This is a genomic window from Pseudomonas sp. PA-1-3F (genome assembly GCF_021609665.1).
GTDB classification, from domain to species: Bacteria; Pseudomonadota; Gammaproteobacteria; order Pseudomonadales; family Pseudomonadaceae; genus Aquipseudomonas; species Aquipseudomonas paracarnis.
Genome location: NZ_WJZD01000029.1, coordinates 42,237 through 67,924, shown reverse-complemented (window position 1 = coordinate 67,924; position 25,688 = coordinate 42,237). Strand labels below are relative to the sequence as shown.

22 protein-coding genes are annotated in these 25,688 nt (G+C 60.3%); 18 read left to right on the top strand and 4 right to left on the bottom strand.

From position 1 onward, the window contains the following. Nucleotides 1-155: 155 nt before the first annotated feature. On the bottom strand, nt 156-4,067 hold the full coding sequence (hrpA, locus tag GIV26_RS20310; protein WP_236281989.1) for an ATP-dependent RNA helicase HrpA: 3,912 nt from the start codon (nt 4,065-4,067) through the stop codon (nt 156-158). A gap of 125 nt (nt 4,068-4,192) precedes the next feature. Then, a complete protein-coding gene (aceK, locus tag GIV26_RS20305) occupies nt 4,193-5,902 on the bottom strand; it encodes a bifunctional isocitrate dehydrogenase kinase/phosphatase (RefSeq protein WP_034128409.1) in 1,710 nt (569 codons plus the stop codon). A gap of 161 nt (nt 5,903-6,063) precedes the next feature. On the opposite strand from aceK, the gene GIV26_RS20300 reads away from it, so the two are divergent. After that, nucleotides 6,064-6,948: a DMT family transporter gene (locus GIV26_RS20300; RefSeq protein WP_236281987.1), complete on the top strand. Its 885-nt coding sequence runs from the start codon at nt 6,064-6,066 to the stop codon at nt 6,946-6,948. A gap of 130 nt (nt 6,949-7,078) precedes the next feature. On the opposite strand, the gene GIV26_RS20295 is transcribed toward GIV26_RS20300, so the two are convergent. Beyond that, on the bottom strand, nt 7,079-7,939 hold the full coding sequence (locus tag GIV26_RS20295) for a DMT family transporter (RefSeq protein WP_153474565.1): 861 nt from the start codon (nt 7,937-7,939) through the stop codon (nt 7,079-7,081). A gap of 420 nt (nt 7,940-8,359) precedes the next feature. Between GIV26_RS20295 and GIV26_RS20290 the strand changes: the two genes are divergently transcribed. The 4 genes from GIV26_RS20290 to GIV26_RS20275 all read left to right on the top strand — a co-directional run bounded on the left by GIV26_RS20290 (nt 8,360) and on the right by GIV26_RS20275 (nt 12,477). Next, a complete protein-coding gene (locus GIV26_RS20290; protein ID WP_236281985.1) occupies nt 8,360-9,151 on the top strand; it encodes a CPBP family intramembrane glutamic endopeptidase in 792 nt (263 codons plus the stop codon). A gap of 216 nt (nt 9,152-9,367) precedes the next feature. Continuing rightward, entirely contained in the window at nt 9,368-10,933 is a 1,566-nt protein-coding gene (locus tag GIV26_RS20285; RefSeq protein WP_236281983.1) for a methyl-accepting chemotaxis protein, read from the top strand. Between the two features lie 163 nt (nt 10,934-11,096). Continuing rightward, nucleotides 11,097-11,945: a hypothetical protein gene (locus GIV26_RS20280; protein ID WP_236281981.1), complete on the top strand. Its 849-nt coding sequence runs from the start codon at nt 11,097-11,099 to the stop codon at nt 11,943-11,945. Between the two features lie 85 nt (nt 11,946-12,030). Further along, nucleotides 12,031-12,477, top strand: a complete 447-nt coding sequence (locus GIV26_RS20275; RefSeq protein WP_236281979.1) for a hypothetical protein — start codon at nt 12,031-12,033, stop codon at nt 12,475-12,477. Nucleotides 12,478-12,520: 43 nt separating this feature from the next. On the opposite strand, the gene GIV26_RS20270 is transcribed toward GIV26_RS20275, so the two are convergent. Continuing rightward, nucleotides 12,521-13,207 (bottom strand): alpha/beta family hydrolase, encoded by a 687-nt coding sequence (locus GIV26_RS20270; RefSeq protein WP_236281977.1) that lies wholly within the window; start codon nt 13,205-13,207, stop codon nt 12,521-12,523. 79 nt (nt 13,208-13,286) lie between these two features. On the opposite strand from GIV26_RS20270, the gene ccoN (GIV26_RS20265) reads away from it, so the two are divergent. The 13 genes from ccoN (GIV26_RS20265) to GIV26_RS20205 all read left to right on the top strand — a co-directional run bounded on the left by ccoN (GIV26_RS20265) (nt 13,287) and on the right by GIV26_RS20205 (nt 25,687). Beyond that, a complete protein-coding gene (gene ccoN / locus GIV26_RS20265; protein WP_034128402.1) occupies nt 13,287-14,711 on the top strand; it encodes a cytochrome-c oxidase, cbb3-type subunit I in 1,425 nt (474 codons plus the stop codon). A gap of 10 nt (nt 14,712-14,721) precedes the next feature. Next, the gene (ccoO, locus tag GIV26_RS20260; RefSeq protein ID WP_003193159.1) at nt 14,722-15,330 is read left to right on the top strand and encodes a cytochrome-c oxidase, cbb3-type subunit II; all 609 of its coding nucleotides are present in this window, start codon (nt 14,722-14,724) and stop codon (nt 15,328-15,330) included. 3 nt (nt 15,331-15,333) lie between these two features. Beyond that, complete coding sequence (locus GIV26_RS20255) at nt 15,334-15,534, top strand: cbb3-type cytochrome oxidase subunit 3 (protein ID WP_236281975.1); 201 nt, start codon at nt 15,334-15,336, stop codon at nt 15,532-15,534. Next, nucleotides 15,531-16,478, top strand: a complete 948-nt coding sequence (ccoP, locus tag GIV26_RS20250) for a cytochrome-c oxidase, cbb3-type subunit III (RefSeq protein WP_054897851.1) — start codon at nt 15,531-15,533, stop codon at nt 16,476-16,478. The genes GIV26_RS20255 and ccoP (GIV26_RS20250) overlap by 4 nt, the downstream gene beginning before the upstream one ends. A gap of 417 nt (nt 16,479-16,895) precedes the next feature. Beyond that, entirely contained in the window at nt 16,896-18,338 is a 1,443-nt protein-coding gene (gene ccoN, locus GIV26_RS20245; RefSeq protein WP_014719443.1) for a cytochrome-c oxidase, cbb3-type subunit I, read from the top strand. After that, on the top strand, nt 18,338-18,946 hold the full coding sequence (gene ccoO, locus GIV26_RS20240) for a cytochrome-c oxidase, cbb3-type subunit II (RefSeq protein WP_003193167.1): 609 nt from the start codon (nt 18,338-18,340) through the stop codon (nt 18,944-18,946). The genes ccoN (GIV26_RS20245) and ccoO (GIV26_RS20240) overlap by 1 nt, the downstream gene beginning before the upstream one ends. Nucleotides 18,947-18,951: 5 nt before the next feature. Further along, nucleotides 18,952-19,137, top strand: a complete 186-nt coding sequence (locus GIV26_RS20235; protein ID WP_003193169.1) for a CcoQ/FixQ family Cbb3-type cytochrome c oxidase assembly chaperone — start codon at nt 18,952-18,954, stop codon at nt 19,135-19,137. Beyond that, on the top strand, nt 19,134-20,111 hold the full coding sequence (gene ccoP / locus GIV26_RS20230; RefSeq protein WP_014719444.1) for a cytochrome-c oxidase, cbb3-type subunit III: 978 nt from the start codon (nt 19,134-19,136) through the stop codon (nt 20,109-20,111). Before GIV26_RS20235 ends, ccoP (GIV26_RS20230) begins: the two co-directional genes overlap by 4 nt. A 170-nt stretch (nt 20,112-20,281) precedes the next feature. Beyond that, a complete protein-coding gene (locus GIV26_RS20225) occupies nt 20,282-20,536 on the top strand; it encodes a type II toxin-antitoxin system Phd/YefM family antitoxin (protein ID WP_034128400.1) in 255 nt (84 codons plus the stop codon). Then, complete coding sequence (locus tag GIV26_RS20220; protein ID WP_034128399.1) at nt 20,536-20,946, top strand: type II toxin-antitoxin system VapC family toxin; 411 nt, start codon at nt 20,536-20,538, stop codon at nt 20,944-20,946. Before GIV26_RS20225 ends, GIV26_RS20220 begins: the two co-directional genes overlap by 1 nt. A 207-nt stretch (nt 20,947-21,153) precedes the next feature. Continuing rightward, nucleotides 21,154-22,557 (top strand): cytochrome c oxidase accessory protein CcoG, encoded by a 1,404-nt coding sequence (ccoG, locus tag GIV26_RS20215; protein ID WP_057976226.1) that lies wholly within the window; start codon nt 21,154-21,156, stop codon nt 22,555-22,557. Between the two features lie 14 nt (nt 22,558-22,571). After that, entirely contained in the window at nt 22,572-23,111 is a 540-nt protein-coding gene (locus GIV26_RS20210; protein ID WP_014719446.1) for a FixH family protein, read from the top strand. A 125-nt stretch (nt 23,112-23,236) separates the two neighbouring features. After that, nucleotides 23,237-25,687 (top strand): heavy metal translocating P-type ATPase, encoded by a 2,451-nt coding sequence (locus tag GIV26_RS20205; protein WP_236281973.1) that lies wholly within the window; start codon nt 23,237-23,239, stop codon nt 25,685-25,687. Nucleotide 25,688: the final 1 nt, after the last annotated feature.

The following is a 25,688-nucleotide window of genomic DNA, read 5'->3' as shown; positions in this document are numbered from 1 at the left end:
CAGACAAACATCCAATTGTGGGAGGGGTTTGTCCTCATACCTGTAGGAGCGAGCTTGCTCGCGAAAAACTCACAGGCGCCGCGTTTATTCAGGAGAGCCGCGTTATCGTTGACGTTTTTCGCGAGCAAGCTCGCTCCTACAAGTGGGCCAGGGGTTCAGGGCTCTACCTGACTCCACTGCTTGCTCAAGCGCTTATCGGAAATCGGCACTTTGGTGCCCAACTGCTGAGCAAACAGCGACACCCGGTATTCCTCCAGCCACCAGCGGTATAGCTCCAACTGCGGGTCGCGCTTGCCTTCCTGAGTGTGTTTGTTCAGGCGGTTCTGGTACTGCGCCCACAGGCCGCCCAATTCGCTGCTCCACACGCGGTCCTTTTGCACCTGGCTCGGCAGTTTTTCCAGGCGCAGTTCAATGGCCTTGAGGAAACGCGGCAGTTCCTTGAACCACTGGGCCGGGGTTTCCCGCACAAAACCTGGATACACCAGGTTGCTCAGTTGCTGCTTGATATCGTTCAAGGCCACGGCCTGGGCCAGGTCGATCTTGCCTTTGAAGCGTTTTTGCAGGCCGTGCCAGAGCTTCAGCACTTCCAGGGTCAGGCGCGCCAAGCGTTCGGCGTGCTCAGTCCAACTGCCGCGCTTGCGTTCAGCCAAGGCTGCCAGGCCAGCGCCGTCCCGTGGCAGGCTATCTTCGCCTTCAAGTACGCAGGTATCGAGACTGGCCAGCAGGATGTCTTCCACCAGCGCGTCGATACGCCCCAGTTCGCGGTACATCAGGCCCAGCTCGGTCAAGCCCGGCAATTTGCCGCGCAGGAATTTCGCCGGTTCCGCCAATTGCTGCATCAGCAGGCGCTGCAAGGCGCGACGGTGCTGGAACTCGGCTTCGGCGGCAGTCGAGAAGCGCCCTTCCTTGACCGTGCCGTTCTCTTCCACCAGTGCCGGGTACACCGTCATCGATAGGCCGGCGATGTTCTGCTGGGTTTTTTCCGCCACCGCCGCAAACACCTTGGCCTCCACCGGCTGCTGGCTTTTCGCGGTTTGCGGCACGGCCAAGGCCGCCTGGCTGGCTTCGGCAAACCGTGCGGTGAGCTCGGCCAGGTCACGGCCTTCGCCGAGGAATTTGCCCTGGCCGTCGACCACTTCCAAGTTCATCTTCAGGTGGTTTTCCACCTGTTGCGCCGCTTCGGCCCACGCCTCATCGCTGACCCGCGCACCGGTCATGCGCAGCAATTCACGCCCCAGCGCCTGGGGCAGCGAGCCCTGGCCGAATTCGATGCGTTGCAGCGCGGCCTTGACGAAGTCCGGCACCGGCACGAAGTTTTTGCGCAACGCCTTGGGCAAGTTGCGCACCAGAGCGATGCACTTGGCTTCGATCAACCCCGGCACCAGCCACTCCAGGCGCTCGGCTGGCAACGCCGGCAACAAAGGCGCCGGCACCCGCAGGGTCACGCCGTCACGGGGGTGGTTGGGTTCGAAGTGGTAACTCAAGGCCAGGGCCAGGTCGCCCAGGTGCAAGGTGTCCGGGTAATGCGCGGCGGTGACTTCACTGGCCTCGCGGGCCAGTACGTCTTCTTCACGCATGATCAGCAGTTGCGGGTCTTTCTGGCTGTTGACCTTGTACCAACTGTCAAAGGTGGCGGTCTGGTGAATCTCTGCGGGCAGGCGCGCATCGTAGAAGGCGTACAGGGTTTCTTCGTCGGCCAGGATGTCGCGACGGCGGGCCTTGGCTTCCAGCTCGTCGAGTTGCTCCAGCAGTTTCTGGTTGGCCGTCAGGCACTTGGCACGGGACTGAATCTCGCCGCGCACCAGGCCTTCACGGATAAACAACTCACGGGACACCACCGGGTCAATCGGCCCGTAATGCACCGGCCGGCGCCCGACCACGATCAGCCCGAACAGGGTGATCTGCTCAAAGGCCACCACCTGGCCGCGCTTCTTCTCCCAATGGGGTTCGAAGTGGTTTTTCTTGATCAGATGCCCGGCCAGCGGCTCGATCCAGTCGGCGTCGATTTTCGCCACCATGCGTGCATAGAGCTTGGTGGTTTCCACCAGTTCGGCGGCCATCAGCCATTGCGGGCGCTTCTTGCCGATGCCCGAAGACGGGTGAATCCAGAAGCGACGCTGGCGCGCGCCGAGGTAATCGCCGTCTTCGGTCTTCTGGCCGATCTGGCTGAGCAAGCCGGACAGTACCGCTTTATGCAGCTTCGGATAGTCCGCGGGCTCTTTGTTGAGGCTCAGCTGCATGTCGCGGCAGATCAGGCTCAATTGACGATGGGAGTCGCGCCACTCGCGCAGGCGCAAGTAGTTGAGGAAGTTTTTGCGGCACCAGTTGCGCAACGGGCTGGCGGTCAGTTCCTGGCGCTGCTCCTCGAAACCGCGCCACAGGTTGACCAGCCCGGCGAAGTCCGAATCCGGGTCTTTCCACTGTGCGTGGGTCTGGTCGGCCGCTTGTTGACGCTCCGGTGGGCGCTCGCGCGGGTCCTGGATCGACATGGCACTGGCGACGATCAACACTTCCTGCAAACTGCCCAGCTTGGCCGCTTCCAGCAACATGCGGCCCATGCGCGGGTCCACCGGCAAGCGGGCAAGCTGGCGGCCCAACGGCGTGAGCTGGCTGTTGCGGTCTACCGCCGAGAGTTCTTGCAGCAGGTTGAAACCGTCGCTGATGGCCTTGCCATCCGGCGGTTCGATAAACGGGAAATCGGTGATCTCGCCCAGGCGCAGGTGCAGCATCTGCAGGATCACAGCAGCGAGGTTGGTGCGCAGGATCTCCGGGTCGGTAAATTCCGGGCGCCCGATAAAGTCTTCTTCGCTGTACAAGCGCACGCAAATACCCGGCTCAACCCGGCCGCAACGGCCTTTACGCTGGTTGGCGCTGGCCTGGGAAATCGCCTCGATGGGCAAACGCTGCACTTTGGCGCGGTAGCTGTAGCGACTGATGCGCGCCGTACCGCTGTCGATCACGTAGCGAATGCCCGGCACGGTCAGCGAGGTTTCCGCGACGTTGGTCGCCAGTACCACGCGCCGGCCCGGGTGGGACTGGAAAATGCGTTGCTGCTCGGCCGGCGACAGCCGTGCGTACAACGGCAAAATCTCGGTGTGCTTGAGCTGGGCCTTGCGCAGCATGTCGGCCGCGTCACGAATCTCGCGCTCGCCGGGCAGGAACACCAATACATCGCCAGGACTGCGCCGTTCGCTGCGCTCATAGGCGGCGATTTCATCAAGGGTGGCAAGGATCGCCTGGTCGACGGTCAGGTCGTCCTCGACGCGGTTGCCCTCCTCGTCCTGTTCCAGGGTGAGTGGGCGATACCAGGTGTCCACCGGGAAGGTACGGCCCGACACCTCGACAATCGGCGCATCGTCGAAGTGCTTGGAAAAGCGCTCCAGGTCGATGGTGGCCGAGGTGATGATGACTTTCAGGTCGGGGCGACGCGGCAACAGGGTCTTGAGGTAGCCGAGCAGGAAGTCGATGTTCAGGCTGCGTTCGTGGGCTTCGTCGACGATGATCGTGTCGTAGCGCTCGAGGTAGCGGTCGTTCTGGGTTTCGGCCAGCAGGATGCCGTCGGTCATCAGCTTGATCAGGGTGTTGGAGTCACTCTGGTCTTCGAAGCGCACTTGGTAACCGACCAGCGCACCCAATGGCGTGGCCAGCTCTTCAGCGACACGGCTGGCGACACTGCGCGCTGCGATCCGGCGTGGCTGGGTGTGGCCGATCAGGCCGAACTGGCCGCGGCCGATTTCCAGGCAGATTTTCGGCAACTGGGTGGTTTTACCCGAACCGGTCTCACCGGCAATGATCAGCACCTGGTGCTTGTTCAGCGCGTCCTTGATCTCATCGCGCTTGGCAGCAATCGGCAGGCTGTCGTCGTAGCGAATCACCGGCAGGCTGGCGCGCCGCGCCGTGACCTGGGCGCAGGACGCCTGCATGCGCGCCACCCACTGCGCCAACTTGTCCTCGTCGGGCTTCTTGCGCAGCTCAAGCAACTGCCGGCGCAAGCGGTGGCGGTCGGCGAGCATGGCGTGATCGAGGGTTTTGAGCAGTTGGTCGATGGTGGGTGCTTGGTCAGTCATCAGGTGCGTTTGGGTCGTCTATTTATGCAGGGGGCGAATTGTCGCAGAAAAGCAGCTGCTAGCGGCAAGCTTCAAGCAGCAAGTAAGGGCAGACCTACTTTCACTTGCCCCTTGCAGCTTGCAGCTTATGGCTGCTCTTTCCTCTTATAAGGGAACACGTCGATAACCTTGCCGGCACGAATCGCGTCCTGCAGGCCTTTCCAGTAGTCAGCGTTGTACAACTCGCCATGCAGCTCATCGAACAACCGGCGTTGCCCGGCGTCGGCAAACAGGAACGGCGGGAACTCTTCGGGGAACACATCCAGCGGGCCGATGGAATACCAGGGCTCGGAGGCCATTTCATCCTCGGGGGTGCGCGGCGCGGGAATATGGCGGAAGTTGGCTTCGGTGAGAAAGCAGATTTCGTCGTAGTCGTAGAACACCACGCGGCCGTGGCGGGTGACGCCAAAGTTCTTCAGCAACATGTCGCCGGGGAAGATATTCGCCGCCGCCAGTTGCTTGATCGCCAGGCCGTAATCCTCCAATGCTTCGCGCACCTGAGCGGGGTTGGCGTTGTCGAGGTAGAGGTTGAGCGGGGTCATGCGTCGCTCGGTCCAGCAGTGGCGGATGAGCACGGTGTCGCCCTCCACTTCGACGGTACCGGCGGCGACTTCCAGCAGCTCGGCCAGGCACTCGGGCTCGAACTTGCTCAAGGGGAAGCGGAAGTCGGCGAACTCCTGGGTGTCGGCCATGCGCCCTACCCGGTCGACGCTTTTCACCAGGCGGTACTTTTCGATCACCGTGGCGCGGTTGACGTTTTTTGACGGCGAGAAGCGGTCCTTGATGATCTTGAACACCGTATTGAAACCCGGCAGCGTGAACACGCTCATGACCATGCCGCGCACGCCGGGGGCCATGATGAACTGGTCGTCGGTGGTGGCCAGGTGGTTGATCAGCGCGCGGTAGAACTCGGATTTGCCGTGCTTGTAGAAACCGATGGAGGTGTACAACTCGGCAATGTGCTTGCCCGGCAGGATGCGCTTGAGAAAGCCGATGAATTCCGCTGGCACGGGTACATCGACCATGAAATAGGAACGGGTGAACGAGAAGATGATCGACACGTCGGCTTCGTCAGTGATCAACGCATCGATCTGGATGCCACGCCCTTCGCGGTGCAGCAGCGGAATCACCAACGGCCATTGTTCGTCGCGGGTGTAGATGCGCCCCACGAGGTAGGCGCCTTTGTTGCGATACAGCACCGAGGAAAACAACTCGACCTTGAGGTCCGGGTCCTTGCATACCCAATCCGGCAGGTTTTCCCGCAACTGGGCTTCGAGGCGGCGCAGGTCGGCGGGCAGGTCGGCGTAGGGCTCGCTGAAGCTGTAGTCAGAGAAGACCTGCGCCAGCATGTCCGCTATTTTACCGGCCGGCGTGTAGATACGGGTTTGCGCCGCCCGCGCCCGGCGCAGGCTAGGCCGAGTGGTGTGGATGAACATGCAGCCGTCACTGATCAGGTCATGGCTGAACAGGCCGCAGAAGATCGAGTTGTACCAGGTCTCGGACAGCTCATCGTCAAAGCGCAGGTCGATCAAGCCAATATAAGCGCTTTTTACCAAGGGCCACTGGCCGATGTCCTGCAATCCAGCAGGGTCGAAACTGGCGCGCAGACGGGTAGTCACCTCAGCGACTTTCTCCTCATAGAGATTGATGCGCGCCGCCGACGCGGCCTGCCCCTGCTGCCACTGGGCCTTCTCGAAACGCTCACGGGCGCCATCGGTGATCTGGCGGAAGTGCTCACGGTAATCGTCGAAACCGTCGAGGATCATCCGGGCGATAGCGAGGGCGGACTGCGACATGCGGGAAACCTCGAACGGGTATCTGGAAGCCCAGAGCTTAGCCAGTGAACCGAGGCAGGAGAAGAATGATTTTGCACGGGGGCAAACTGACTGCAATTAGCCATTGTGCCGACCTGCCCACTGGGCAACACTTCTGCGCCCGATTGGCATAGGAGTTTTCCGTGAGACCTGTTGACACCCTGTATCTGCTGGGGCTGGCTGCCATCTGGGGCGCGAGTTTCCTGTTCATGCGCATCATCGCGCCGGAAATCGGCACGGTGCCCACCGCGTTTTTCCGCGTGTCGATTGCCGCCGCGGGCTTATTGGTGATCCTGGCGATGCTGTGCGTGAGCTGGGATTTCCAGGGCAAGTTCAAGACGGTCCTGCTGCTGGGCGTGATCAACTCGGGGATTCCCGCGACGATGTACTCGGTGGCGGCGCAGGTACTGCCGGCGGGTTATTCGGCGATTTTCAATGCCACTACACCGCTGATGGGTGTGCTGATCGGCGGATTGTTTTTCAGCGAACGCCTGACGCCGTCGAAAATAGCGGGGGTGGCCTTGGGTCTGCTTGGTGTTGCCGTGCTCACCCGCGCAGGGCCGGTGGCATTTGATCTGGAACTGTTAATGGGCGCATTAGCGTGCCTGCTGGCGACCACCTGCTATGGCTTCGCCGGTTTCCTGGCGCGACGCTGGCTGGATCAGCGCGGCGGGTTGGACAGTCGTCTCTCTGCCTTGGGCAGTATGCTGGGTGCTACGTTGTTTTTGCTGCCGTTCTTCGCCTTCAGCGCCATCACCCAGCCACCGGCGAGTTGGGGCGGCTGGCAGGTGTGGGTGTCACTGCTGGGATTGGGGCTGGTATGTACGGCGTTCGCCTACATCCTGTACTTCCGCCTGCTGTCATCCATCGGCCCGGTCAGGTCAATGACCGTGACCTTCATGATTCCGCCGTTCGGCGTGTTGTGGGGGGCGTTGTTGTTGGGTGAGCCGCTGTCCATGGCTCATTTGTATGGTGGTGTATTGATTGCCGGGGCGTTGTGGTTGGTGTTGCGCCCGCAAAAACTGTAGGAGCGCCCCTGTGGCGAGGGAGCTTGCTCCCGCTCGACTGCGTAGCAGTCGCAAGCTCCTGGGGGCGCTTCGCACCCCAGCGCAAGCAAGCTTGCTCGCCACAGCTAGCTCGCTCCTACAGGGGTGGTTTCTAGCTCTTACGGAACACGAAGACCAAGCCGACGATGATCAACGCCATTCCCAGCACGCTCAACAGCGCCAGGCGGTTACCGAAGATCAGGTAGTCCATCACCGCGGTCACCGCCGGCACCAGATAGAACAAACTGGTGACATTCACCAGGTTGCCGCGGGCAATCAGCCGATACAGCAACAGCGTCGCCAGCACCGACACCACCAAGCCCATCCACAGCACCGGCAGGTAAAAGCCTGCACTGTGCTCGAAGTGGAACGGCTGGAACGGCACGAACACTCCGCACAGCAACAGCCCGGCCAAGTATTGCAGTGGCAGCGTGCCCAAAGGATTGTCGGTGATGCGCTTTTGCATGATCGAGCCAAACGTCATGCTCGCCAGCGCCAGCAGCCCGAACAGCATCCCCGCCAGGGACATGCCCGCCAGCCCGATGCCCTGATACACCACCATAATCAAGCCAGCCAACCCCAACCCCAGGCCGAACAGCCGGCGCCAGGAGCGTTGGCGCTCCATCAGTACCACGGTGAGGATCGGCTGCACACCCATGATGGTCGCCATCACCCCAGGGGTGACGTTGAGGTCCAGGGCCAGCAGATAGAAAATCTGATAGGCCCCCAGCAAAACCAGGCCCGTCGCCGCCGCATACAGCAGCGGCTTGCCGGGACGTGGCAGCTTCAACTTGAGGAGCGGGATCAGCACTACCAACCCCATCAGGGCAATGGCAAACCGGATCAACAGAAAGGCAAAGGGCGACGCATGGGCCAGGCCCAACTTGGAGAAGATCGCCCCGCTGCTCCACAGCAAGACAAACACGCTCGTCGAGGCCGCCGCGGCCACGGATTGTTTCGAAAGCACAGACATGGTTACCACCTGTTATCAGGCAAAAAGCCGACTCAGTAAAAAACTGAATTTCAGTAGGTTTTTTCAGGCAGGCACGGGCAACAGCGAATCGCTGATCAGCCCGAAATGCCAACACCCGGCGGTGATACGACTGCGTACACCGGCGTGCTACTGACAGGTGGGGGGTAATGACTGACCTGCGCAGGCTGCTTGCCACGGCACGGCACGACCACGGCGTTGACCGCTGAATCGACTACCGCTATGCGCTGGGAAGCTGGCATGTGCTGATCTTTTTGAAGGGATATAAAGACGCGACGACTATAACCAGCCGCAAACATACTTTGCAATCCTTTCCCCCTTGCCTTGTACATGGAGGCGTTTTCATGCCCTAGAACCTGGCCACTCGCTATAATGCCGCCCGGATTTTTCGAAGGATTTCACATGATTGCTTTGCCCTGGCTGTACCTCACCCTACTTTCCATTGGCTATGTCGTGGCTTTGATCTACGGCCAACTGGGCGTACTGGCGGCGGTCTCCATCGCACTGCTGCTGGTGGCCGGGTACGCCGTGCGCCAGCAACGCAACCCTTGGGCACGCTACTTGGGCCAAGGCTTGTTTATCGTACTGGCCCTGGGCCTGGTGATGCACTGGCTGCCGGGTTTCTATAACGGCCGCGGTATTGCGCCCCAGCGTTTTACGCCGGACTCAGTGCCCTTCTCGATGTACCTGAACCAGGACAAGCCCCTGATAGGCTTCTGGCTGTTGCTGGCCTGCCCGTGGATTGTGGCGAGACGCTCATTGCGCCTGTCGATCTGCGTCACCGCCCTGGCACTGACCCTGACCGCCATCGCCGTATTGGGTGGCGCCGCACTGATGGGAATGATCAGTTGGGCACCGAAATGGCCGGACCAGGCATGGCTGTGGGTACTCAATAACCTGCTGCTGGTGACGCTGGTGGAAGAAGCGCTGTTTCGTGGCTATGTTCAGGGCGGCCTGAGCCAACGCTTCAAACACTTGCCCTACGGCGAGAACATCGCGCTGCTGCTGGCCTCGCTGTTATTCGGCCTGATGCATTGTGGTGCGGGTTGGCAATGGGTGACGCTGGCCAGTATTGCCGGGGTCGGTTACGGCCTGGCGTATCGCTTTGGCGGGCTCGGCGCAGCGATTGCCACGCATTTTGGCTTGAATCTGCTGCACTTCGGCTTGTTCACCTACCCAATGCTGGCCAGCTAAGCCTGCCCGACTGTAAGAACGAGCTGTTGTGGCGAGGGAGCTTGCTCCCGCTCGGGTGCGTAGCGCCCGCAAGTTGTTTGGGGCCGCTTCGCAGCCCAGCGGGAGCAAGCTCCCTCGCCACAGTCGGCACTCTGCTCCCAGGATTGTTGCAAAAATAAGTTAAATAAATACCCAGCATGGCCGATACCCCCTGAAAGCCTTGCGGATTGAACAATCATGCGTAATAACCAACCCGTTACCCAGCGCGAACGTACCTTCCCCGCTCAGCAACGGTTGATCTCCACCACAGATGCCAAGGGTGTCATTACCTACTGCAACGACGCGTTTGTCGAAATCAGTGGGTTCACCCGTGACGAACTGGTCCGTGCTCCGCACAACCTGGTGCGTCACCCGGATGTGCCTTCGGCGGTGTTCGCGCACATGTGGTCCACGCTCAAACAAGGCTTGCCATGGATGGGCATTGTCAAGAATCGCTGCAAGACCGGCGACCACTACTGGGTTAACGCCTATGTGACACCGGTATTCGACGGCAACCAGGTGATCGGCTACGAATCGGTGCGCATCAAGCCCACCGCCGAGCAGATCCGCCGGGCCGAAGCGCTCTATCAACGCATCAACCAGGGCAAGTCGGCGATTCCCCAGCGCGACAAATGGCTGCCGGTGCTGCAGGACTGGCTGCCGTTTATCCTGGTCAGCCAACTGAGCTTCATGATCGGCGCCACCCTCACCTCCCAATGGGGCTTTGCCCTGGCAGCGGCGCTGTCGGTGCCGTTGGGCCTGCTGGGCTTGAGCTGGCAACAGCGCGGTCTCAAGCGTTTGCTGCGCTTGGCCGAACAGACCACGTCCGACCCGCTGATTGCGCAGATGTACACCGACAGCCGTGGCGCCCAGGCCCGACTGGAAATGTCGATCCTCAGCCAGGAAGCGCGTCTGAAGACCTGCCTGACCCGCTTGCAGGACACTGCCGAGCACCTCAACGATCAGGCGGCACAGTCCAACACCCTGGCGCACAACAGCTCCAGCGGCCTGGAACGTCAGCGTGTGGAAACCGAACAGGTGGCCACTGCGGTAAACCAGATGGCGGCGACCACCCAAGAAGTGGCCAGCCACGTGCAGCGCACCGCCGACGCCACCCAGGAAGCCAACCGCCTGACCGGTCGCGGCCGCGATATCGCCGGGGAAACCCGCGAGGCGATTCAGCGGCTTTCGGCCGCCGTTGGCGAGACCGGCGTGACCGTCACTCAACTGGCCAAGGACAGCGATGAAATTGGCGGCGTTGTCGATGTAATCAAGGGCATCGCCGACCAGACCAACTTGCTGGCGCTCAACGCCGCTATCGAAGCCGCGCGTGCCGGTGAGATGGGCCGTGGTTTTGCGGTGGTCGCCGATGAAGTGCGCCAACTGGCGCAGCGTACGGCCGAATCCACCGGGCAGATCCATGCCCTGATCGCCAAGCTGCAACACACGGCGGCTGCGGCCGTGCAAACCATGGACGCCGGGCATCGCCAAGCTGAAGAGGGTGTAGCACGTGTGATGGAAGCGGATCAGGCGTTGGTGGGCATCAGTGAGGCGGTGGCCAATATCACCGACATGACCACCCAGATTGCCGCGGCCACCGAAGAGCAAAGCGCCGTGGCCGAGGAGATCAGCCGTAACATCAGCACTATTGCGCTGTTGGCCGACCAGACCTCAGAGCAGGCGATGAACTCGGCGCAGTTGAGTGAAGAACTGACTCATACGGCGAATACTCAGTACTCGCTGGTGGAGCGTTTTAACCGGTAGAACTTCAAGGGCTCACTTTCTCCAACAAGTGAGCCCCTTGCAGATGGCTATCACTCATCATCTTTTTATCACAAAGCATTCTATAAAACTGTCAATTCTCACAGTTAACCTTTGAACGCCTCCCTCCTTATAGTGTGAACCTGTCAAACAGGAGCACACCGCCATGTCCCGACCTGCCGATTCAAATAGCGCCCTGCATCCCTTCCCAAAAACCATGGGGCGTGTGCAATGGACTGAAAAATCATCGAACAACGAAAGAACATTGGAAGGCTGGGCTCTCCCACTGCACCTATCCGAATACAATAATCAGTATTGGGTCAAGTTGACGCTCCAGTCCCCAGACACTCAACAATCACTGTTACTGAAAATACCTTGCGACTCCATAAGTACATCACCTAACAAATCAATCAAGCAAAACCCGGAAGCCTTCGCCCACCTGTACATTCAAGGTGCAAACAATAACGCACCTGAAACGGAAGAACGTATTAAACCTGTCGGCGACATTGAAGTAACCGTTGACGAAAGCACAGGGAACACAACGCTGAATTTCGAAGGTTCTTTCGCTGACACAGCGTCGGAATTACGCGAAATAAAATGCTGCTGTGAGTGGCCTGGAACTACCCTTGCCTCACAACATTCGATCTTTAAGTGGACAGAAGGACAAACTCAATACAAGACGGAGGGCTGGTTGGCCTACTCCAGTTCAAGCAAGGCATGGTATCTGACCAGCGAGGAGGGAGAATGGGGTACGCCTCAATACCGTGAATGGGCTATTTTTATTTACTGCGACGATGAAAATGAACAGATCATCGATGAAACATTTAAAAACGGTGATGAGAAATCGAATTTTTACTATGCTCCCTTCGGCGGTGGCACCTATGAAGACGAATACAATGTAACGCTTACACTGACTCAGCAGCCGTTGCGCTGCGAAGCCACCTTTAAAAATAAAATCCGCGACCGTGTAGACATGACTAACGGCACGTTTATGCCTATAAAAGACTGCCCGTAGCCACATCATTTTCACGGATGCTCGTACAGTGAGACCTCAACCCCCTGACAAACTTAAACCCACCCCGATATAAAGGAGCTTTATAATGTCGACCGACCTCTACTCCTTGGAAAATCAAGAAAACTCCACGTCTAAAAATACGTTTACGTGGATTAAATGCAACGAAAGCACATCTGCGGAAAGAGTATATTTTTACCACAACAAAGATAAGACGCGATGGGCTATCGAAGGGTTAATAGGATCCTTTAAGGATAAGAACCTGCTGGGTTATCACTTCAAGATTCCTTATGAAGAAGGGAATATAACTAAAACCTATAACCTCACAACGGAATTTGGAGGTTATCACTCCATCGATTACCCAAATTATGCAGTTACACATTACCTGGCTGAGGAGGCCCAAGTAACGATCACCATCAATACGTTTACGCAAAGAGCAACAGGTTCTTTCAAAGCAACTTTTGAAGATCGGTCGGCCCACATGAATGTTACGGGTGATTTCGAAATGTTCGAGATTCAATACGAACAGTTTTAAAAAAACTCATCACCTTTGCAACACCCAACCTCCTCACAAAGCGTCAGGCGAGAAAACCTGACGCTTTGATGGCCGCCACCTCCAAATGCTGCTCATGACTGAACCCCGACGCCTTTAACGGCTTCAAATCATGATCCCCCGCCACCAGCCACATCACCTCAATGCTCGGCGATAACGCATACCCCTCCACCGCCGCTCGATTGCCCAAGGCATCACGCTCGCCCTGCACAATCAAGGTGGGCGTCGTAAGCGCAGCCAAGTGCTCCACCCGGGGCTTCTCTGGCTTGCCAACCGCATAAAACGGATAGCCCAGGCACACCAACCCATCGGCGCCCAATTCATCGGCCAACAAACTGGCCATGCGCCCGCCCATGGACTTGCCGCCAATCGCCAGTTTCCCAGCGACATGACGTCGCACCTGGGCATACACCTCACGCCACGCCTCCAGCAGTTTCGGCGCCGGATTCGGCGGGCGCTTGCCCCCGTCCAAGCGGCGCTGGGCCATGTACGGGAACTCGAAGCGCAACACGTTCACGCCATGCCCGGCAAGGCGTGCAGCCATGTCGTTCATGAATGCCGAGTCCATCGGTGCGCCAGCGCCGTGGGCCAGGATCAACGTGACCGGCTTATCCGAAGTCGTGCCCGTGGCGACATCCCACAACCAGCCATGTTCCCGTACACACTGCGCCCATTGATCCCCGTCAATACTGGCCTTGTGCTCTTTGCCCATGCTTGCCTCGCTTTTTAGTCTGCCTATAACTCCAGCCCAAGTGCCGCACTTGCTTGGGTTGAACCGTGGATGGGGAACCATGAACACTACTTTAAGTACCGCCTATAACTACAAGGTGGTCCGCCAATTCGCCATTATGACGGTGGTGTGGGGCATCGTCGGCATGGGGCTCGGGGTTTTTCTCGCAGCCCAATTGGTTTGGCCTGCGCTCAACTTCGATTTGCCTTGGACCAGCTTCGGCCGCCTGCGCCCTTTGCACACCAACGCGGTGATCTTCGCGTTCGGTGGCTGTGCGCTGTTCGCCAGCTCCTTTTACTCGGTGCAACGCACCTGCCAGACGCAGCTGTTCGCGCCGAAAGTCGCCGCGTTCTGCTTCTGGGGCTGGCAGCTGGTGATCCTGCTGGCCGCCATCAGCCTGCCACTGGGCTACACCAGCTCCAAGGAATACGCCGAGCTGGAATGGCCGATCGACATCCTGATCACCATCGTCTGGGTCGCCTACGCCATCGTGTTCTTCGGCACGATCATGAAACGCAAGACCAAGCACATCTATGTGGGTAACTGGTTCTTCGGCGCGTTCATCATCACCGTGGCCATTTTGCATATCGTCAATAACCTGGAAATCCCGGTCAGCCTGACCAAGTCCTACTCGCTGTACGGCGGTGCGACCGATGCCATGGTGCAGTGGTGGTATGGGCACAACGCGGTAGGCTTTTTCCTGACTGCGGGCTTCCTCGGCATGATGTACTACTTCGTGCCCAAACAGGCCGAGCGCCCGGTGTATTCCTATCGTTTGTCGATCGTGCACTTCTGGGCGTTGATCACCCTGTACATCTGGGCCGGCCCTCACCACTTGCACTACACCGCCTTGCCGGACTGGGCGCAGTCCCTGGGCATGGTGATGTCACTGGTGCTGCTGGCGCCAAGCTGGGGCGGCATGATCAACGGCATGATGACCCTCTCGGGTGCCTGGCATAAGTTGCGCAGCGACCCGATCCTGCGCTTCCTCGTCGTCTCCCTGGCCTTCTACGGCATGTCGACCTTCGAAGGCCCGATGATGGCGATCAAGACCGTCAACGCCCTCTCCCACTACACCGACTGGACCATCGGCCACGTACACGCCGGGGCGCTGGGCTGGGTGGCGATGATCTCCATCGGCGCGCTGTACCACATGATCCCGAAAGTCTTCGGTCGCGAGCAGATGTACAGCCTCGGCCTGATCAACGCGCACTTCTGGCTGGCCACCATCGGCACCGTGCTCTACATCGCCTCGATGTGGGTCAACGGCATCGCCCAGGGCCTGATGTGGCGTGCGGTCAACGAAGACGGCACCCTCACCTACTCCTTCGTCGAAACCCTGGTGGCCAGCCACCCAGGCTTCATCGTGCGTCTGGTGGGCGGTGCGATCTTCCTCAGCGGCATGTTCCTGATGGCTTACAACACATGGCGCACCGTGCGTTCGGCGCAACCTGCCGAAGTCACCGCTGCCGCGCAGATGGCCTGAGGAGTCGATGATGAAACACGAAACGATTGAAAAGAACGTCGGCCTGTTGATGCTGCTGATGGTGCTCGCCGTGAGCATCGGTGGCCTGACGCAGATCGTCCCGCTGTTCTTCCAGGACGTGACCAACAAACCGGTCGAAGGCATGAAGCCCTACACCGCGCTGCAACTGGAAGGCCGCGACATCTACATCCGCGAAGGCTGCGTGCAGTGCCACTCGCAGATGATCCGCCCGTTCCGCGCCGAGACCGAGCGCTACGGCCACTACTCGGTGGCTGGCGAAAGCGTGTGGGACCACCCGTTCCTGTGGGGCTCCAAACGTACCGGGCCGGACCTGGCCCGCGTCGGCGCGCGCTACTCGGACGACTGGCACCGCGCGCACTTGTACAACCCGCGCAACGTGGTGCCGGAGTCGAAAATGCCGGCCTACCCCTGGCTGGTTACCGCCGCCGTCGACAGCAGCCACACCGAGACCAAGTTGAAAGTGATGCGCACCCTCGGCGTGCCGTACACCGACGACGACATCAATGGCGCCGTCGCCAGCCTCAAGGGCAAGACCGAGATGGACGCGCTGGTTTCCTACCTGCAAGTGCTCGGCACTGCCATCAAGAGCAAGAGGTGAGCCATGGGATTTGAATTCGATGCAGGCACCATCCGCGGCCTTGGCACGCTGGTGGTCGCCATCGCCTTTATCGGCCTGTCGCTGTGGGTGTTCAACAACCGCCGCAATGCGGAATTCGAGCAGGCGCGCCTGCTGCCGTTTGCCGATGAACCTTCCCCATCCGACGCTCAAGCAGAGCCAGCCACAAGGAGCACTCGGCCATGACTACGTTCTGGAGTACATGGATCTGCGTATTGACCCTGGGCAGCCTGATCGGCCTGACCTGGCTGTTGGTCGGCACCCGCAAGGGCGAGACCAAGGGCAGCGTCGACCAGACTATGGGCCACGCCTTCGACGGTATCGAGGAATACGACAACCCGCTGCCCCAGTGGTGGTTCATGTTGTTCGCCGGCACCCTGGTGTTTGCCGTCGGCTACCTGATCCTCTACCCGGGCCTGGGCAACTGGAAAGGCGTACTGCCGGGCTATGAAGACGGCTGGACCCAGACCAAGGAATGGGACAAGGAAATGGCCAAGGCCGACGCCAGGTTCGGGCCGATCTTCGCCAAGTTCGCGGCCATGCCGGTGGAAGAAGTCGCCAAGGACCCGCAAGCGTTGAAGATGGGCGGTCGCCTGTTTGCCTCCAACTGTGCGGTGTGCCACGGCTCGGACGCCAAGGGCGCCTATGGCTTCCCCAACCTGGCCGACAACAACTGGCGCTGGGGCGGTTCGGCCGAGGCCATCAAGGCCACCATCCTGAACGGTCGCCACGCGGCGATGCCGGCCTGGGGTGAAGTGCTGGGCGAGGACGGGGTGAAGAACGTCGCCGCCTATGTGCGTCACGACCTGGCCAAGCTGCCGTTGCCCGCCGACAACACCGCCGACCTGGCCGCCGGGCAAGCCGCCTTCAGCACCACTTGCGTGGCGTGTCATGGTCCGCAAGGTCACGGCGTGGAAGCCATGGGTGCGCCCAACCTGACCGAGCCTGCGGGCTTTATCTACGGCACCAGCCTGGCGCAGTTGCAGCAGACCATCCGCCATGGTCGCCAGGGCCAGATGCCGGCTCAGGACGTGCTGCAAGGCAATGACAAGGTGCACTTGCTGGCGGCTTACGTGTACAGCCTGTCCCATAACGCTGAAGGCGCAACGCCAGACAGCCAACCGCAGTAAAAGCTCTACCTGTGGCGAGGGAGCTTGCTCCCGCTGGAGTGCGAAGCGCTCCCACGATTTTGGGGCCGCTACGCAGCCCAACGGGAGCAAGCGCCCTCGCCACAGGCATAAGTCGCGACCAAGTGTCGCACCCCTTCCAAACCCAACTTTCCCCTCCTCCTATTCGGGTCTACGCTTGTTCCCACAGTGGAGCAATTCTGGCGTAGGCGACGGTATCCGTTGCGCCCTATAAAATTCCTGTCCACTTGATCAGCTTTCTATTTCGGTCTTTATCCTTACACCAAACATGGAAAGGGCGCAGAATCTGGCGTGGAACGCATTGATACAGGTCAGCCATTGCGTTGCAATGGCCCCTCGGTTTCTACATACTTGCGGCCGATTTTACCTATAAAAAAACCTAAACCGTGGAACCTTAGAATGAGCACAGCAATCAGTCCGACTGCTTATAACTATAAGGTAGTCCGCCAGTTCGCCATCATGACGGTGGTCTGGGGGATCCTTGGCATGGGGCTCGGGGTGTTCATCGCCTCGCAACTGGTTTGGCCGCAATTGAATTTCGACCTGCCCTGGACGACTTTCGGCCGCCTGCGCCCACTGCACACCAACTTGGTGATCTTCGCCTTCGGCGGATGTGCACTGTTTGCCACCTCCTACTATGTCGTGCAGCGCACCTGCCAGACGCGACTGATTTCCGATGGTCTGGCCGCCTTCACCTTCTGGGGCTGGCAGGCGGTCATCGTCGGCGCCATCATCAGCCTGCCCCTGGGCTACACCACCACCAAGGAATACGCTGAGCTGGAATGGCCGATCGCCATTTTGCTTGCCATCGTGTGGGTGACCTACGGCCTGGTGTTCTTCGGCACCATCGTCAAGCGCAAGACCAAGCACATCTACGTGGGCAACTGGTTCTACGGGGCCTTTATCGTGGTCACGGCGATGCTGCACATCGTCAACCACGCCTCCCTGCCGGTGAACCTGTTCAAGTCCTATTCGGCCTATTCCGGCGCAACGGACGCGATGATCCAGTGGTGGTACGGCCACAACGCCGTAGGCTTCTTCCTCACCACCGGTTTCCTGGGGATGATGTACTACTTCGTGCCCAAGCAGGCCGAGCGTCCGATCTACTCTTATCGCCTGTCCATCGTGCACTTCTGGGCGCTGATCACCCTGTACATCTGGGCCGGCCCTCACCACTTGCACTACACCGCTTTGCCGGATTGGGCACAGTCCCTGGGCATGGCGATGTCGATCATCCTGCTGGCGCCAAGCTGGGGCGGCATGATCAACGGCATGATGACCCTCTCGGGCGCCTGGCATAAGCTGCGCACCGACCCGATCCTGCGGTTTCTGGTGGTGTCCCTGGCGTTCTACGGCATGTCGACCTTTGAAGGTCCGATGATGGCGATCAAGACCGTCAACTCGCTGTCCCACTACACCGACTGGACCATCGGCCATGTACACGCCGGGGCGCTGGGCTGGGTGGCGATGATCTCCATCGGCGCGCTGTACCACATGATCCCCAAACTGTTCGGCCGCGTGCAGATGCACAGCGTCGGGCTGATCAACGCACACTTCTGGCTGGCCACCATCGGCACCGTGCTCTACATCGCCTCGATGTGGGTCAACGGCATCACCCAGGGCCTGATGTGGCGTGCGATCAACGATGACGGCACCCTCACCTACTCCTTCGTCGAAGCGCTGCAAGCCAGCCACCCGGGCTTTATCGTACGTGCCCTGGGCGGTGCGTTCTTTGCCAGCGGCATGCTGTTGATGGCCTACAACGTCTGGCGCACCGTGCGTGCCAGCGACCCTGTAGAAGCCGAAGCCGCCGCCAAGATCGCCGTTGTGGGAGCTCACTGATGAAGCATGAAGTAGTCGAGAAGAACATCGGCCTGCTGGCCTTCTTCATGGTCATCGCCGTGAGCATCGGCGGCCTGACCCAAATCGTCCCACTGTTTTTCCAGGACGTGACCAACAAGCCGGTCGAAGGCATGAAGCCGCGCACCGCCCTCGAACTGGAAGGCCGCGACGTCTACATCGCCAACGGTTGCGTGGGCTGCCACTCGCAGATGATCCGCCCCTTCCGCGCCGAAACCGAACGCTACGGCCACTACTCGGTCGCCGGTGAAAGCGTGTGGGACCACCCGTTCCTGTGGGGTTCCAAGCGCACCGGCCCGGACCTGGCCCGTGTGGGTGGGCGTTACTCCGATGACTGGCAGCGTGCGCACCTGTACAACCCGCGCAACGTGGTACCTGAGTCGAAAATGCCGGCGTACCCGTTCCTCGTGGAAAACAAGCTCGACGGCAAGGACACCGCGAAGAAGATGGAAGTCTTGCGCACCCTGGGGGTGCCCTACACCGACGAAGACATCGCCGGTGCGGCCGCCGCCGTGAAGGGCAAGACCGAAATGGACGCATTGGTGGCCTACCTGCAAGGCCTTGGCACCATCATCAAAAGCAAACGGTGACCTACATGGATATCGGGATGATTCGTGGCCTGGGCACCGTTGTGGTGATGGTGGCCTTTATCGGCCTGGCGTTGTGGGTGTTCAGCCCACGGCGCAAGTCGGAGTTTGACGACGCGACCATGCTGCCCTTTGCAGATGATCCCGAAGCCATCAAGCACGTCGAGCAAGCTTCTAGGAGTAACAAAGAATGACTACGTTCTGGAGTCTGTACGTCACAGTCCTCAGTCTGGGTACCATCTTCGCCCTGACCTGGCTGCTGCTGTCGACCCGCAAGGGCCAGCGCACCGAGCAGACGGACGAGACCGTCGGCCACTCGTTCGACGGCATCGAGGAGTACGACAACCCGCTGCCCAAGTGGTGGTTCATGCTGTTTGTCGGCACCATCGTCTTCGCCCTTGGTTACCTGGTGCTCTACCCTGGCCTCGGCAACTGGAAGGGCCTGCTGCCAGGCTACAACTACCTCGACAACGACAAGCAAACCCCGTTCGCCAACGGCCAGACCGGCTGGACCGGCGTGCACGAGTGGGAAAAGGAAATGGCCAGGTCGGAGGCCAAGTTCGGGCCGATCTTCGCCAAATTCGCGTCGATGCCGATTGAAGAAGTCGCCAAGGACCCGCAAGCCTTGAAGATGGGCGGCCGCCTGTTCGCCTCCAACTGCTCGGTGTGCCACGGCTCCGACGCCAAGGGCGCATACGGTTTCCCCAACCTGACCGACGCCGACTGGCGCTGGGGTGGCGAACCCAACACCATCAAGGAAACCATCATGAAGGGCCGCCACGCGGTGATGCCAGGCTGGGCCGAAGTCATCGGCGAGCAAGGCGTGGCTGACGTAGCAGGCTTTGTGGTGACCCAACTCGATGGTCGCAAACTGCCGGAAGGTGCCAAGGCCGATGTGGCCAACGGTGAGAAACTCTTCGCCGCCAACTGCGTGGCCTGCCACGGCCCGGCCGGTAAAGGCACCCCCGCCATGGGCGCGCCGGACCTGACGCATCCGGGGGCGTTCATCTACGGTTCAAGCTTTGCGCAACTGCAGCAGACCATCCGTTATGGCCGCCAGGGCCAGATGCCCGCGCAGGAGCAGTTGCAGGGCAATGACAAGGTGCACTTGCTTGCGGCGTATGTGTATAGCTTGTCGCATGGGGATAAGAAGGCTGAGGAGCAGTAAGACCTCTGAAACAATAATCGAGCCCCGCACAGCGAATGCTGGCGGGGCTTTTTTGTTTTAGCTGCGAACCTTTCAAAGCCAAATCTACCGTTCGTAGCCTCAACCTTGCCGCGCGCATTCGCCAGGTAGTAACGTAACTACATTCAGTCCAGCGAAGGGGGACCTACCCCATGACCATCACGACCATTTCCAGCCGCGAATTCAACCAAGACACAAGTGGTGCCAAAAAAGCCGCCCGCAAAGGGCCGGTTTTTATCACTGATCGCGGCAAGCCTGCCCATGTACTGCTAAGCATTGAGGACTACCAGAAGCTGACAGGTCTGAACGCCGACATCGTTGATCTTTTGGTGATGCCGGAAGCCGCCGATATCGACTTCGAAACCGAACGTGCCGTGATCATTCATCGCCCCGTGGACTTTTCTTGATGTATTTACTCGACACGAATGTGATCTCTGAACTGCGTAAACCTCAGGCTGATGCAAATGTCGTGGCGTGGGCAAAAAGTGTGGTGGCGCCACGTATGTTTATTTCGGCGATCACGCTGAAGGAATTGGAAACCGGAGTCCTGCGAATTGAGCGGCGAGACCCGGCGCAGGGGAAGGTGTTGAGAGCCTGGCTCAAGCGTCATGTGATGCCCGCCTTTGATGCCAGAATCCTGCCCGTCGATGCAGCAGTCGCGTTGCGTTGCGCACACTTGCATGTACCCGACCGAGCCAACGAAAGTGATTCATTGATTGCCGCAACTGCGCTGGTTCATGGGCTCACCGTCGTCACGCGCAACATCAGCGACTTCCAATCGAGCGGCGTTGCACTGATCAATCCATGGGACGAATGACCAGCTTACCGACAAAAACCGTCCATACTTGCCAAGTCAATTGATCCAGGTCACGTACACCATCAATTGATTTCCCCCAACGCGACCAAAGGTCGCACCCTTTGCGCACCATCGGGGGCGTATCATTAGGCCACTGCAACACCCTTAATTTGACCCCGGCTGGCACGTACTGGCCGAGGCAAATCTCCACCGCCGTGGGATGCAATGATGAGCGACCAGATACCGGTACATGACGTTACCCCGCCTGCCAAGACCGTCGACCTTTACGCTTCGAGAGAGAAGATCTACACCCGCGCCTTCACTGGCTTGTTCCGCAACTTGCGCATGGTCGGCGGTGCCGCTCTGTTCCTGTTGTACTTCGGCACGGTGTGGCTGAATTGGGGCGGTCACCAGGCGGTGTGGTGGAACCTGCCGGAGCGTAAATTCTTTATTTTCGGCGCAACGTTCTGGCCTCAGGATTTCATCCTGCTGTCGGGCATTCTCATTGTCGCGGCATTTGGCCTGTTCTTTATCACCGTATACGCCGGGCGTGTGTGGTGCGGCTATACCTGCCCACAGAGCGTGTGGACATGGATCTTCATGTGGTGCGAAAAGGTCACCGAAGGCGACCGCAACCAGCGCATCAAGCTCGACAAAGCGCCCATGAGCGCCAACAAATTCCTGCGCAAGTTCAGCAAGCACAGCCTGTGGCTGCTGATCGGCTTTGCCACCGGCATCACCTTCGTCGGCTACTTCTCGCCGATTCGCGAACTGGTGTTCGACTTTTTCACTGGCCAGGCCGATGGCTGGTCGTATTTCTGGGTGGGTTTCTTCACCCTCGCCACCTACGGCAACGCCGGCTGGCTGCGTGAGCAGGTGTGCATCTACATGTGCCCCTATGCGCGCTTCCAGAGCGTGATGTTCGACAAGGACACCTTGATCGTGTCCTATGACCCGCGCCGTGGCGAAGTGCGTGGCCCACGTAAAAAGGGTACCGACTACAAGGCCCAGGGCCTGGGCGACTGCATCGACTGCACGATGTGCGTGCAGGTGTGCCCTACCGGTATCGATATCCGCGACGGGCTGCAAATCGAGTGCATCGGTTGCGCCGCCTGTATCGATGCCTGCGACAACATCATGGACAAGATGGAGTACCCACGCGGCCTGATCAGCTACACCACCGAACACAACCTTTCGGGGCAGAAAACCCATAAGCTGCGCCCGCGCCTGATCGGTTACGCCCTGGTGTTGCTGGCGATGATCAGCCTGTTGGTGTCGGCCTTCTTCATGCGCTCGCTGGTAGGTTTCGACGTCAGCAAAGACCGCGTGCTGTATCGCGAGAACGCCGAAGGGCGCATCGAAAACGTCTACAGCCTGAAGATCATGAACAAAGACCAGCGCGACCACACCTACGTGCTCGACGCCGCTGGCCTGCCAGACCTCAAGCTGCAAGGCCGGCGCGAAATCAAAGTGGCCGCCGGCGATATCGTCAGCATGCCGGTGGAGTTGTCGAGTGCGCCCGAGCAGTTGCCGTCGAGCACCAACGAGGTGACCTTCATCCTCGAAGACGCCGATGACACCAGCGTCCATATTGAAGCCAAGAGCCGATTCATCGGCCCACAAGTCCGTTAACAGGGAACATACGCATGCCCGCAACTACTGCCGCCAGCCCTTGGTACAAGCACCTCTGGCCCTGGATCATCATCGCGATTCTGGCCTGCTCGGTGACCCTGACCTTGTCCATGGTGACCATCGCAGTGAACAACCCGGACAATCTGGTCAACGACAACTACTACGAGGCCGGCAAAGGCATCAACCGTTCCCTGGACCGCGAACGCCTGGCCCAGACCCTGCAACTGCGCGGCAAGCTGCACCTGGACGAACTGACCGGCGAGGTCGAGCTGCAACTGACTGGCTACAGCAATCCAAATACCCTGGAGCTGAACCTGATCTCCCCGACCCAGCCAGAGAAGGATCGCAAGATCAACCTCACCCGCAGCGACAGCGAGCCCGGCCGCTACATTGGCCAGGTCACCGACAAGGTCGAAGGTCGCCGTTTCGTGGAACTGCTTGGCGTGGAAGGCGGCAACACCTGGCGCCTGTTCGAAGAGGAAGAGGTCAGCCATGACAAGGATTTGTTGCTGGGTGACGAACCGTTGCAGGGCGCTGAAGACTTGAAGAAGTAGACGATGATCGTTCCCACGCTCTGCGTGGTAACGCCTTGCTGGACGCTCTGCGTCCGCTTTGTGACGCAGAGCGTCACGGGCAACATTCCCACGCAAAGCGTGGGAACGATCTGCGGAACCGAGTAATGACCCAACCCACCCCCTGCTACCACTGCGCCCTACCCGTCCCCTCCGGAAGCCGGTTCACCGCCCAGATCCTCGGCGAACGCCGTGAACTCTGCTGCCCGGGCTGCCAGGCCGTGGCCGAGGCGATAGTGGACGGCGGGCTGGAAAGCTATTACCAACACCGCAGCGAAGCCTCGGCCAACCCCGAGGCGCTGCCCGTGCAATTGGTGGACGAGCTGGCGCTGTACGATCGCGCCGATGTGCAAAAACCCTTTGTCCGCCATCAAGGCGACCTGGCCGAAACCACCTTGCTGATGGAAGGCATCAGTTGCGCCGCCTGCGGCTGGTTGATCGAGAAACACCTGCGCAGCCTGCCTGCGGTGGCCGAAGCGCGATTGAACCTGTCCAACCACCGCCTGCACGTGCGCTGGGCCGATGGGCAATTGCCGTTGAGCCAACTGCTCAGCGAGCTGCGCCATATCGGTTACGCCGCCCACCCTTACCAGGCCGACCGCGCCGCCGAACAATTGGCCAGCGAGAATCGCCTGGCCCTGCGACAACTGGGAGTCGCCGGCTTGCTGTGGTTCCAGGCCATGATGGCAACCATGGCCACTTGGCCGGAATTCAATATCGACCTGAGCCCGGAACTGCACGTCATCCTGCGCTGGGTCGCGATGTTTCTGACCACGCCCATCGTGTTCTACAGCTGCGCGCCCTTCTTCAAAGGCGCCCTGCGTGACCTGCGCACGCGCCACCTGACCATGGACGTGTCGGTGTCCCTGGCGATTGGCGGCGCGTACCTGGCCGGCATCTGGACGGCGATCACTGGCGTAGGCGAGTTGTATTTCGATGCCGTGGGCATGTTTGCCCTGTTCCTGCTGGCCGGACGCTACCTTGAGCGCCGCGCCCGGGAGCGTACTGCCGCAGCCACCGCCCAACTGGTCAACCTGTTGCCCGCCTCCTGCCTGCGCCTCAAGGACAATGGCCAGAGCGAACGCATCCTGCTCAGCGAGTTGGCACTGGGTGATCGTGTGCTGGTGCATCCCGGTGCGGTGCTGCCGGCGGATGGGGTGATTCTCGACGGCCAATCCAGCATTGATGAATCCCTGCTGACCGGCGAGTACCTGCCGCAACCTCGGCGCACGGGTGAGAGCGTCACGGCCGGCACGCTGAATGTCGAAGGCGCGCTGACCGTCCAAGTACGCGCCCTGGGGCATGACACGCGCCTGTCCGCCATCGTGCGCCTGCTGGAGCGCGCCCAGGCCGAGAAGCCGCGCCTGGCGCAGATCGCCGACCGCGCTGCACAGTGGTTCTTGTTGTGCTCGCTGATCGCCGCCGCACTGATCGGCCTGCTGTGGTGGGAGCTGGACCCCACCCGGGCGTTCTGGATTGTGCTGGCGATGCTGGTGGCGACCTGTCCGTGCGCCCTGTCGCTGGCCACGCCCACCGCCCTTACCGCAGCCACCGGTACCTTGCACAGTCTCGGGTTACTGCTGACCCGCGGCCATGTGCTGGAGGGCCTGAACCAGATCGACACGGTGATTTTCGACAAGACCGGCACCCTCACCGAAGGGCGCCTGGCGTTGCGCGCCATCCGGCCCCTCGGCGCGCTGGACAGCGACCAATGCCTGGGCCTTGCCGCCGCCCTGGAGAACCGCTCCGAACACCCGATTGCCCGTGCCTTCGGCCGTGCGCCGCTGGCCGCCGATGAAGTGCTGAGCACGCAAGGGCTGGGCCTGGAGGGTCGTGTGGGAGAATGTCTGTTGCGCATCGGCCAGCCGGGTTTTGTCTGTGAACTCAGTGGCTGCGCGATTCCCGCCTCGCCGGACGAAGCCGGGCAATGGCTGCTGCTGGGCGACCGCAGCGGGGCGCTGGCCTGGTTCGTACTCGACGACCGTCTGCGCAGCGACGCCCCCGCCTTGCTGGCCGCATGCAAGGCGCGGGGCTGGCGCACGCTGTTGCTCTCCGGCGACAGTTCGCCGATGGTAGCCAGTGTCGCCTCTGAGCTGGGTATCGACGAGGCCCACGGCAGCCTGCGCCCTGACGACAAGCTGCAGGTACTGCAAAACCTGCACAAGGAAGGTCGCAAAGTGCTGATGCTGGGCGATGGGGTCAATGATGTGCCGGTGTTGGCTGCTGCCGATATCAGTGTGGCGATGGGCTCGGCCACCGACCTGGCGAAAACCAGCGCCGATGCGGTGCTGTTGTCCAACCGCCTGGATGCGCTGGTGCAGGCCTTCAGCCTCGCGCGGCGCACCCGCCGAGTGATCATCGAGAACCTGTTGTGGGCCGGGTTGTACAATGGCCTTATGCTGCCGTTCGCCGCCCTGGGTTGGATCACTCCGATCTGGGCGGCCATCGGCATGTCCCTCAGTTCGTTGACCGTGGTACTCAACGCGTTGCGCCTGACTCGCCTGCCGAGCGCGCAAGCCCCGGGTACCGCCCCAGCAACCCGCCCGCTGCCGGCCTGAG

Excerpts from the sequence above, each read along its gene's own strand:
- hrpA (WP_236281989.1), bottom strand. The coding sequence starts at position 4,067 with ATGACTGACCAAGCACCCACCATCGACCAACTGCTCAAAACCCTCGAT.
- GIV26_RS20270 (WP_236281977.1), bottom strand. The coding sequence starts at position 13,207 with ATGGGCAAAGAGCACAAGGCCAGTATTGACGGGGATCAATGGGCGCAG.
- ccoN (WP_014719443.1), top strand. The coding sequence starts at position 16,896 with ATGAGCACAGCAATCAGTCCGACTGCTTATAACTATAAGGTAGTCCGC.
- ccoO (WP_003193167.1), top strand. The coding sequence starts at position 18,338 with ATGAAGCATGAAGTAGTCGAGAAGAACATCGGCCTGCTGGCCTTCTTC.
- ccoN (WP_034128402.1), top strand. The coding sequence starts at position 13,287 with ATGAACACTACTTTAAGTACCGCCTATAACTACAAGGTGGTCCGCCAA.
- GIV26_RS20275 (WP_236281979.1), top strand. The coding sequence starts at position 12,031 with ATGTCGACCGACCTCTACTCCTTGGAAAATCAAGAAAACTCCACGTCT.
- GIV26_RS20220 (WP_034128399.1), top strand. The coding sequence starts at position 20,536 with ATGTATTTACTCGACACGAATGTGATCTCTGAACTGCGTAAACCTCAG.
- GIV26_RS20255 (WP_236281975.1), top strand. The coding sequence starts at position 15,334 with ATGGGATTTGAATTCGATGCAGGCACCATCCGCGGCCTTGGCACGCTG.
- GIV26_RS20205 (WP_236281973.1), top strand. The coding sequence starts at position 23,237 with ATGACCCAACCCACCCCCTGCTACCACTGCGCCCTACCCGTCCCCTCC.
- ccoP (WP_014719444.1), top strand. The coding sequence starts at position 19,134 with ATGACTACGTTCTGGAGTCTGTACGTCACAGTCCTCAGTCTGGGTACC.
- ccoG (WP_057976226.1), top strand. The coding sequence starts at position 21,154 with ATGAGCGACCAGATACCGGTACATGACGTTACCCCGCCTGCCAAGACC.
- GIV26_RS20285 (WP_236281983.1), top strand. The coding sequence starts at position 9,368 with ATGCGTAATAACCAACCCGTTACCCAGCGCGAACGTACCTTCCCCGCT.
- ccoP (WP_054897851.1), top strand. The coding sequence starts at position 15,531 with ATGACTACGTTCTGGAGTACATGGATCTGCGTATTGACCCTGGGCAGC.
- GIV26_RS20210 (WP_014719446.1), top strand. The coding sequence starts at position 22,572 with ATGCCCGCAACTACTGCCGCCAGCCCTTGGTACAAGCACCTCTGGCCC.
- GIV26_RS20290 (WP_236281985.1), top strand. The coding sequence starts at position 8,360 with ATGATTGCTTTGCCCTGGCTGTACCTCACCCTACTTTCCATTGGCTAT.
- GIV26_RS20280 (WP_236281981.1), top strand. The coding sequence starts at position 11,097 with ATGTCCCGACCTGCCGATTCAAATAGCGCCCTGCATCCCTTCCCAAAA.
- GIV26_RS20295 (WP_153474565.1), bottom strand. The coding sequence starts at position 7,939 with ATGTCTGTGCTTTCGAAACAATCCGTGGCCGCGGCGGCCTCGACGAGC.
- ccoO (WP_003193159.1), top strand. The coding sequence starts at position 14,722 with ATGAAACACGAAACGATTGAAAAGAACGTCGGCCTGTTGATGCTGCTG.
- aceK (WP_034128409.1), bottom strand. The coding sequence starts at position 5,902 with ATGTCGCAGTCCGCCCTCGCTATCGCCCGGATGATCCTCGACGGTTTC.
- GIV26_RS20235 (WP_003193169.1), top strand. The coding sequence starts at position 18,952 with ATGGATATCGGGATGATTCGTGGCCTGGGCACCGTTGTGGTGATGGTG.
- GIV26_RS20225 (WP_034128400.1), top strand. The coding sequence starts at position 20,282 with ATGACCATCACGACCATTTCCAGCCGCGAATTCAACCAAGACACAAGT.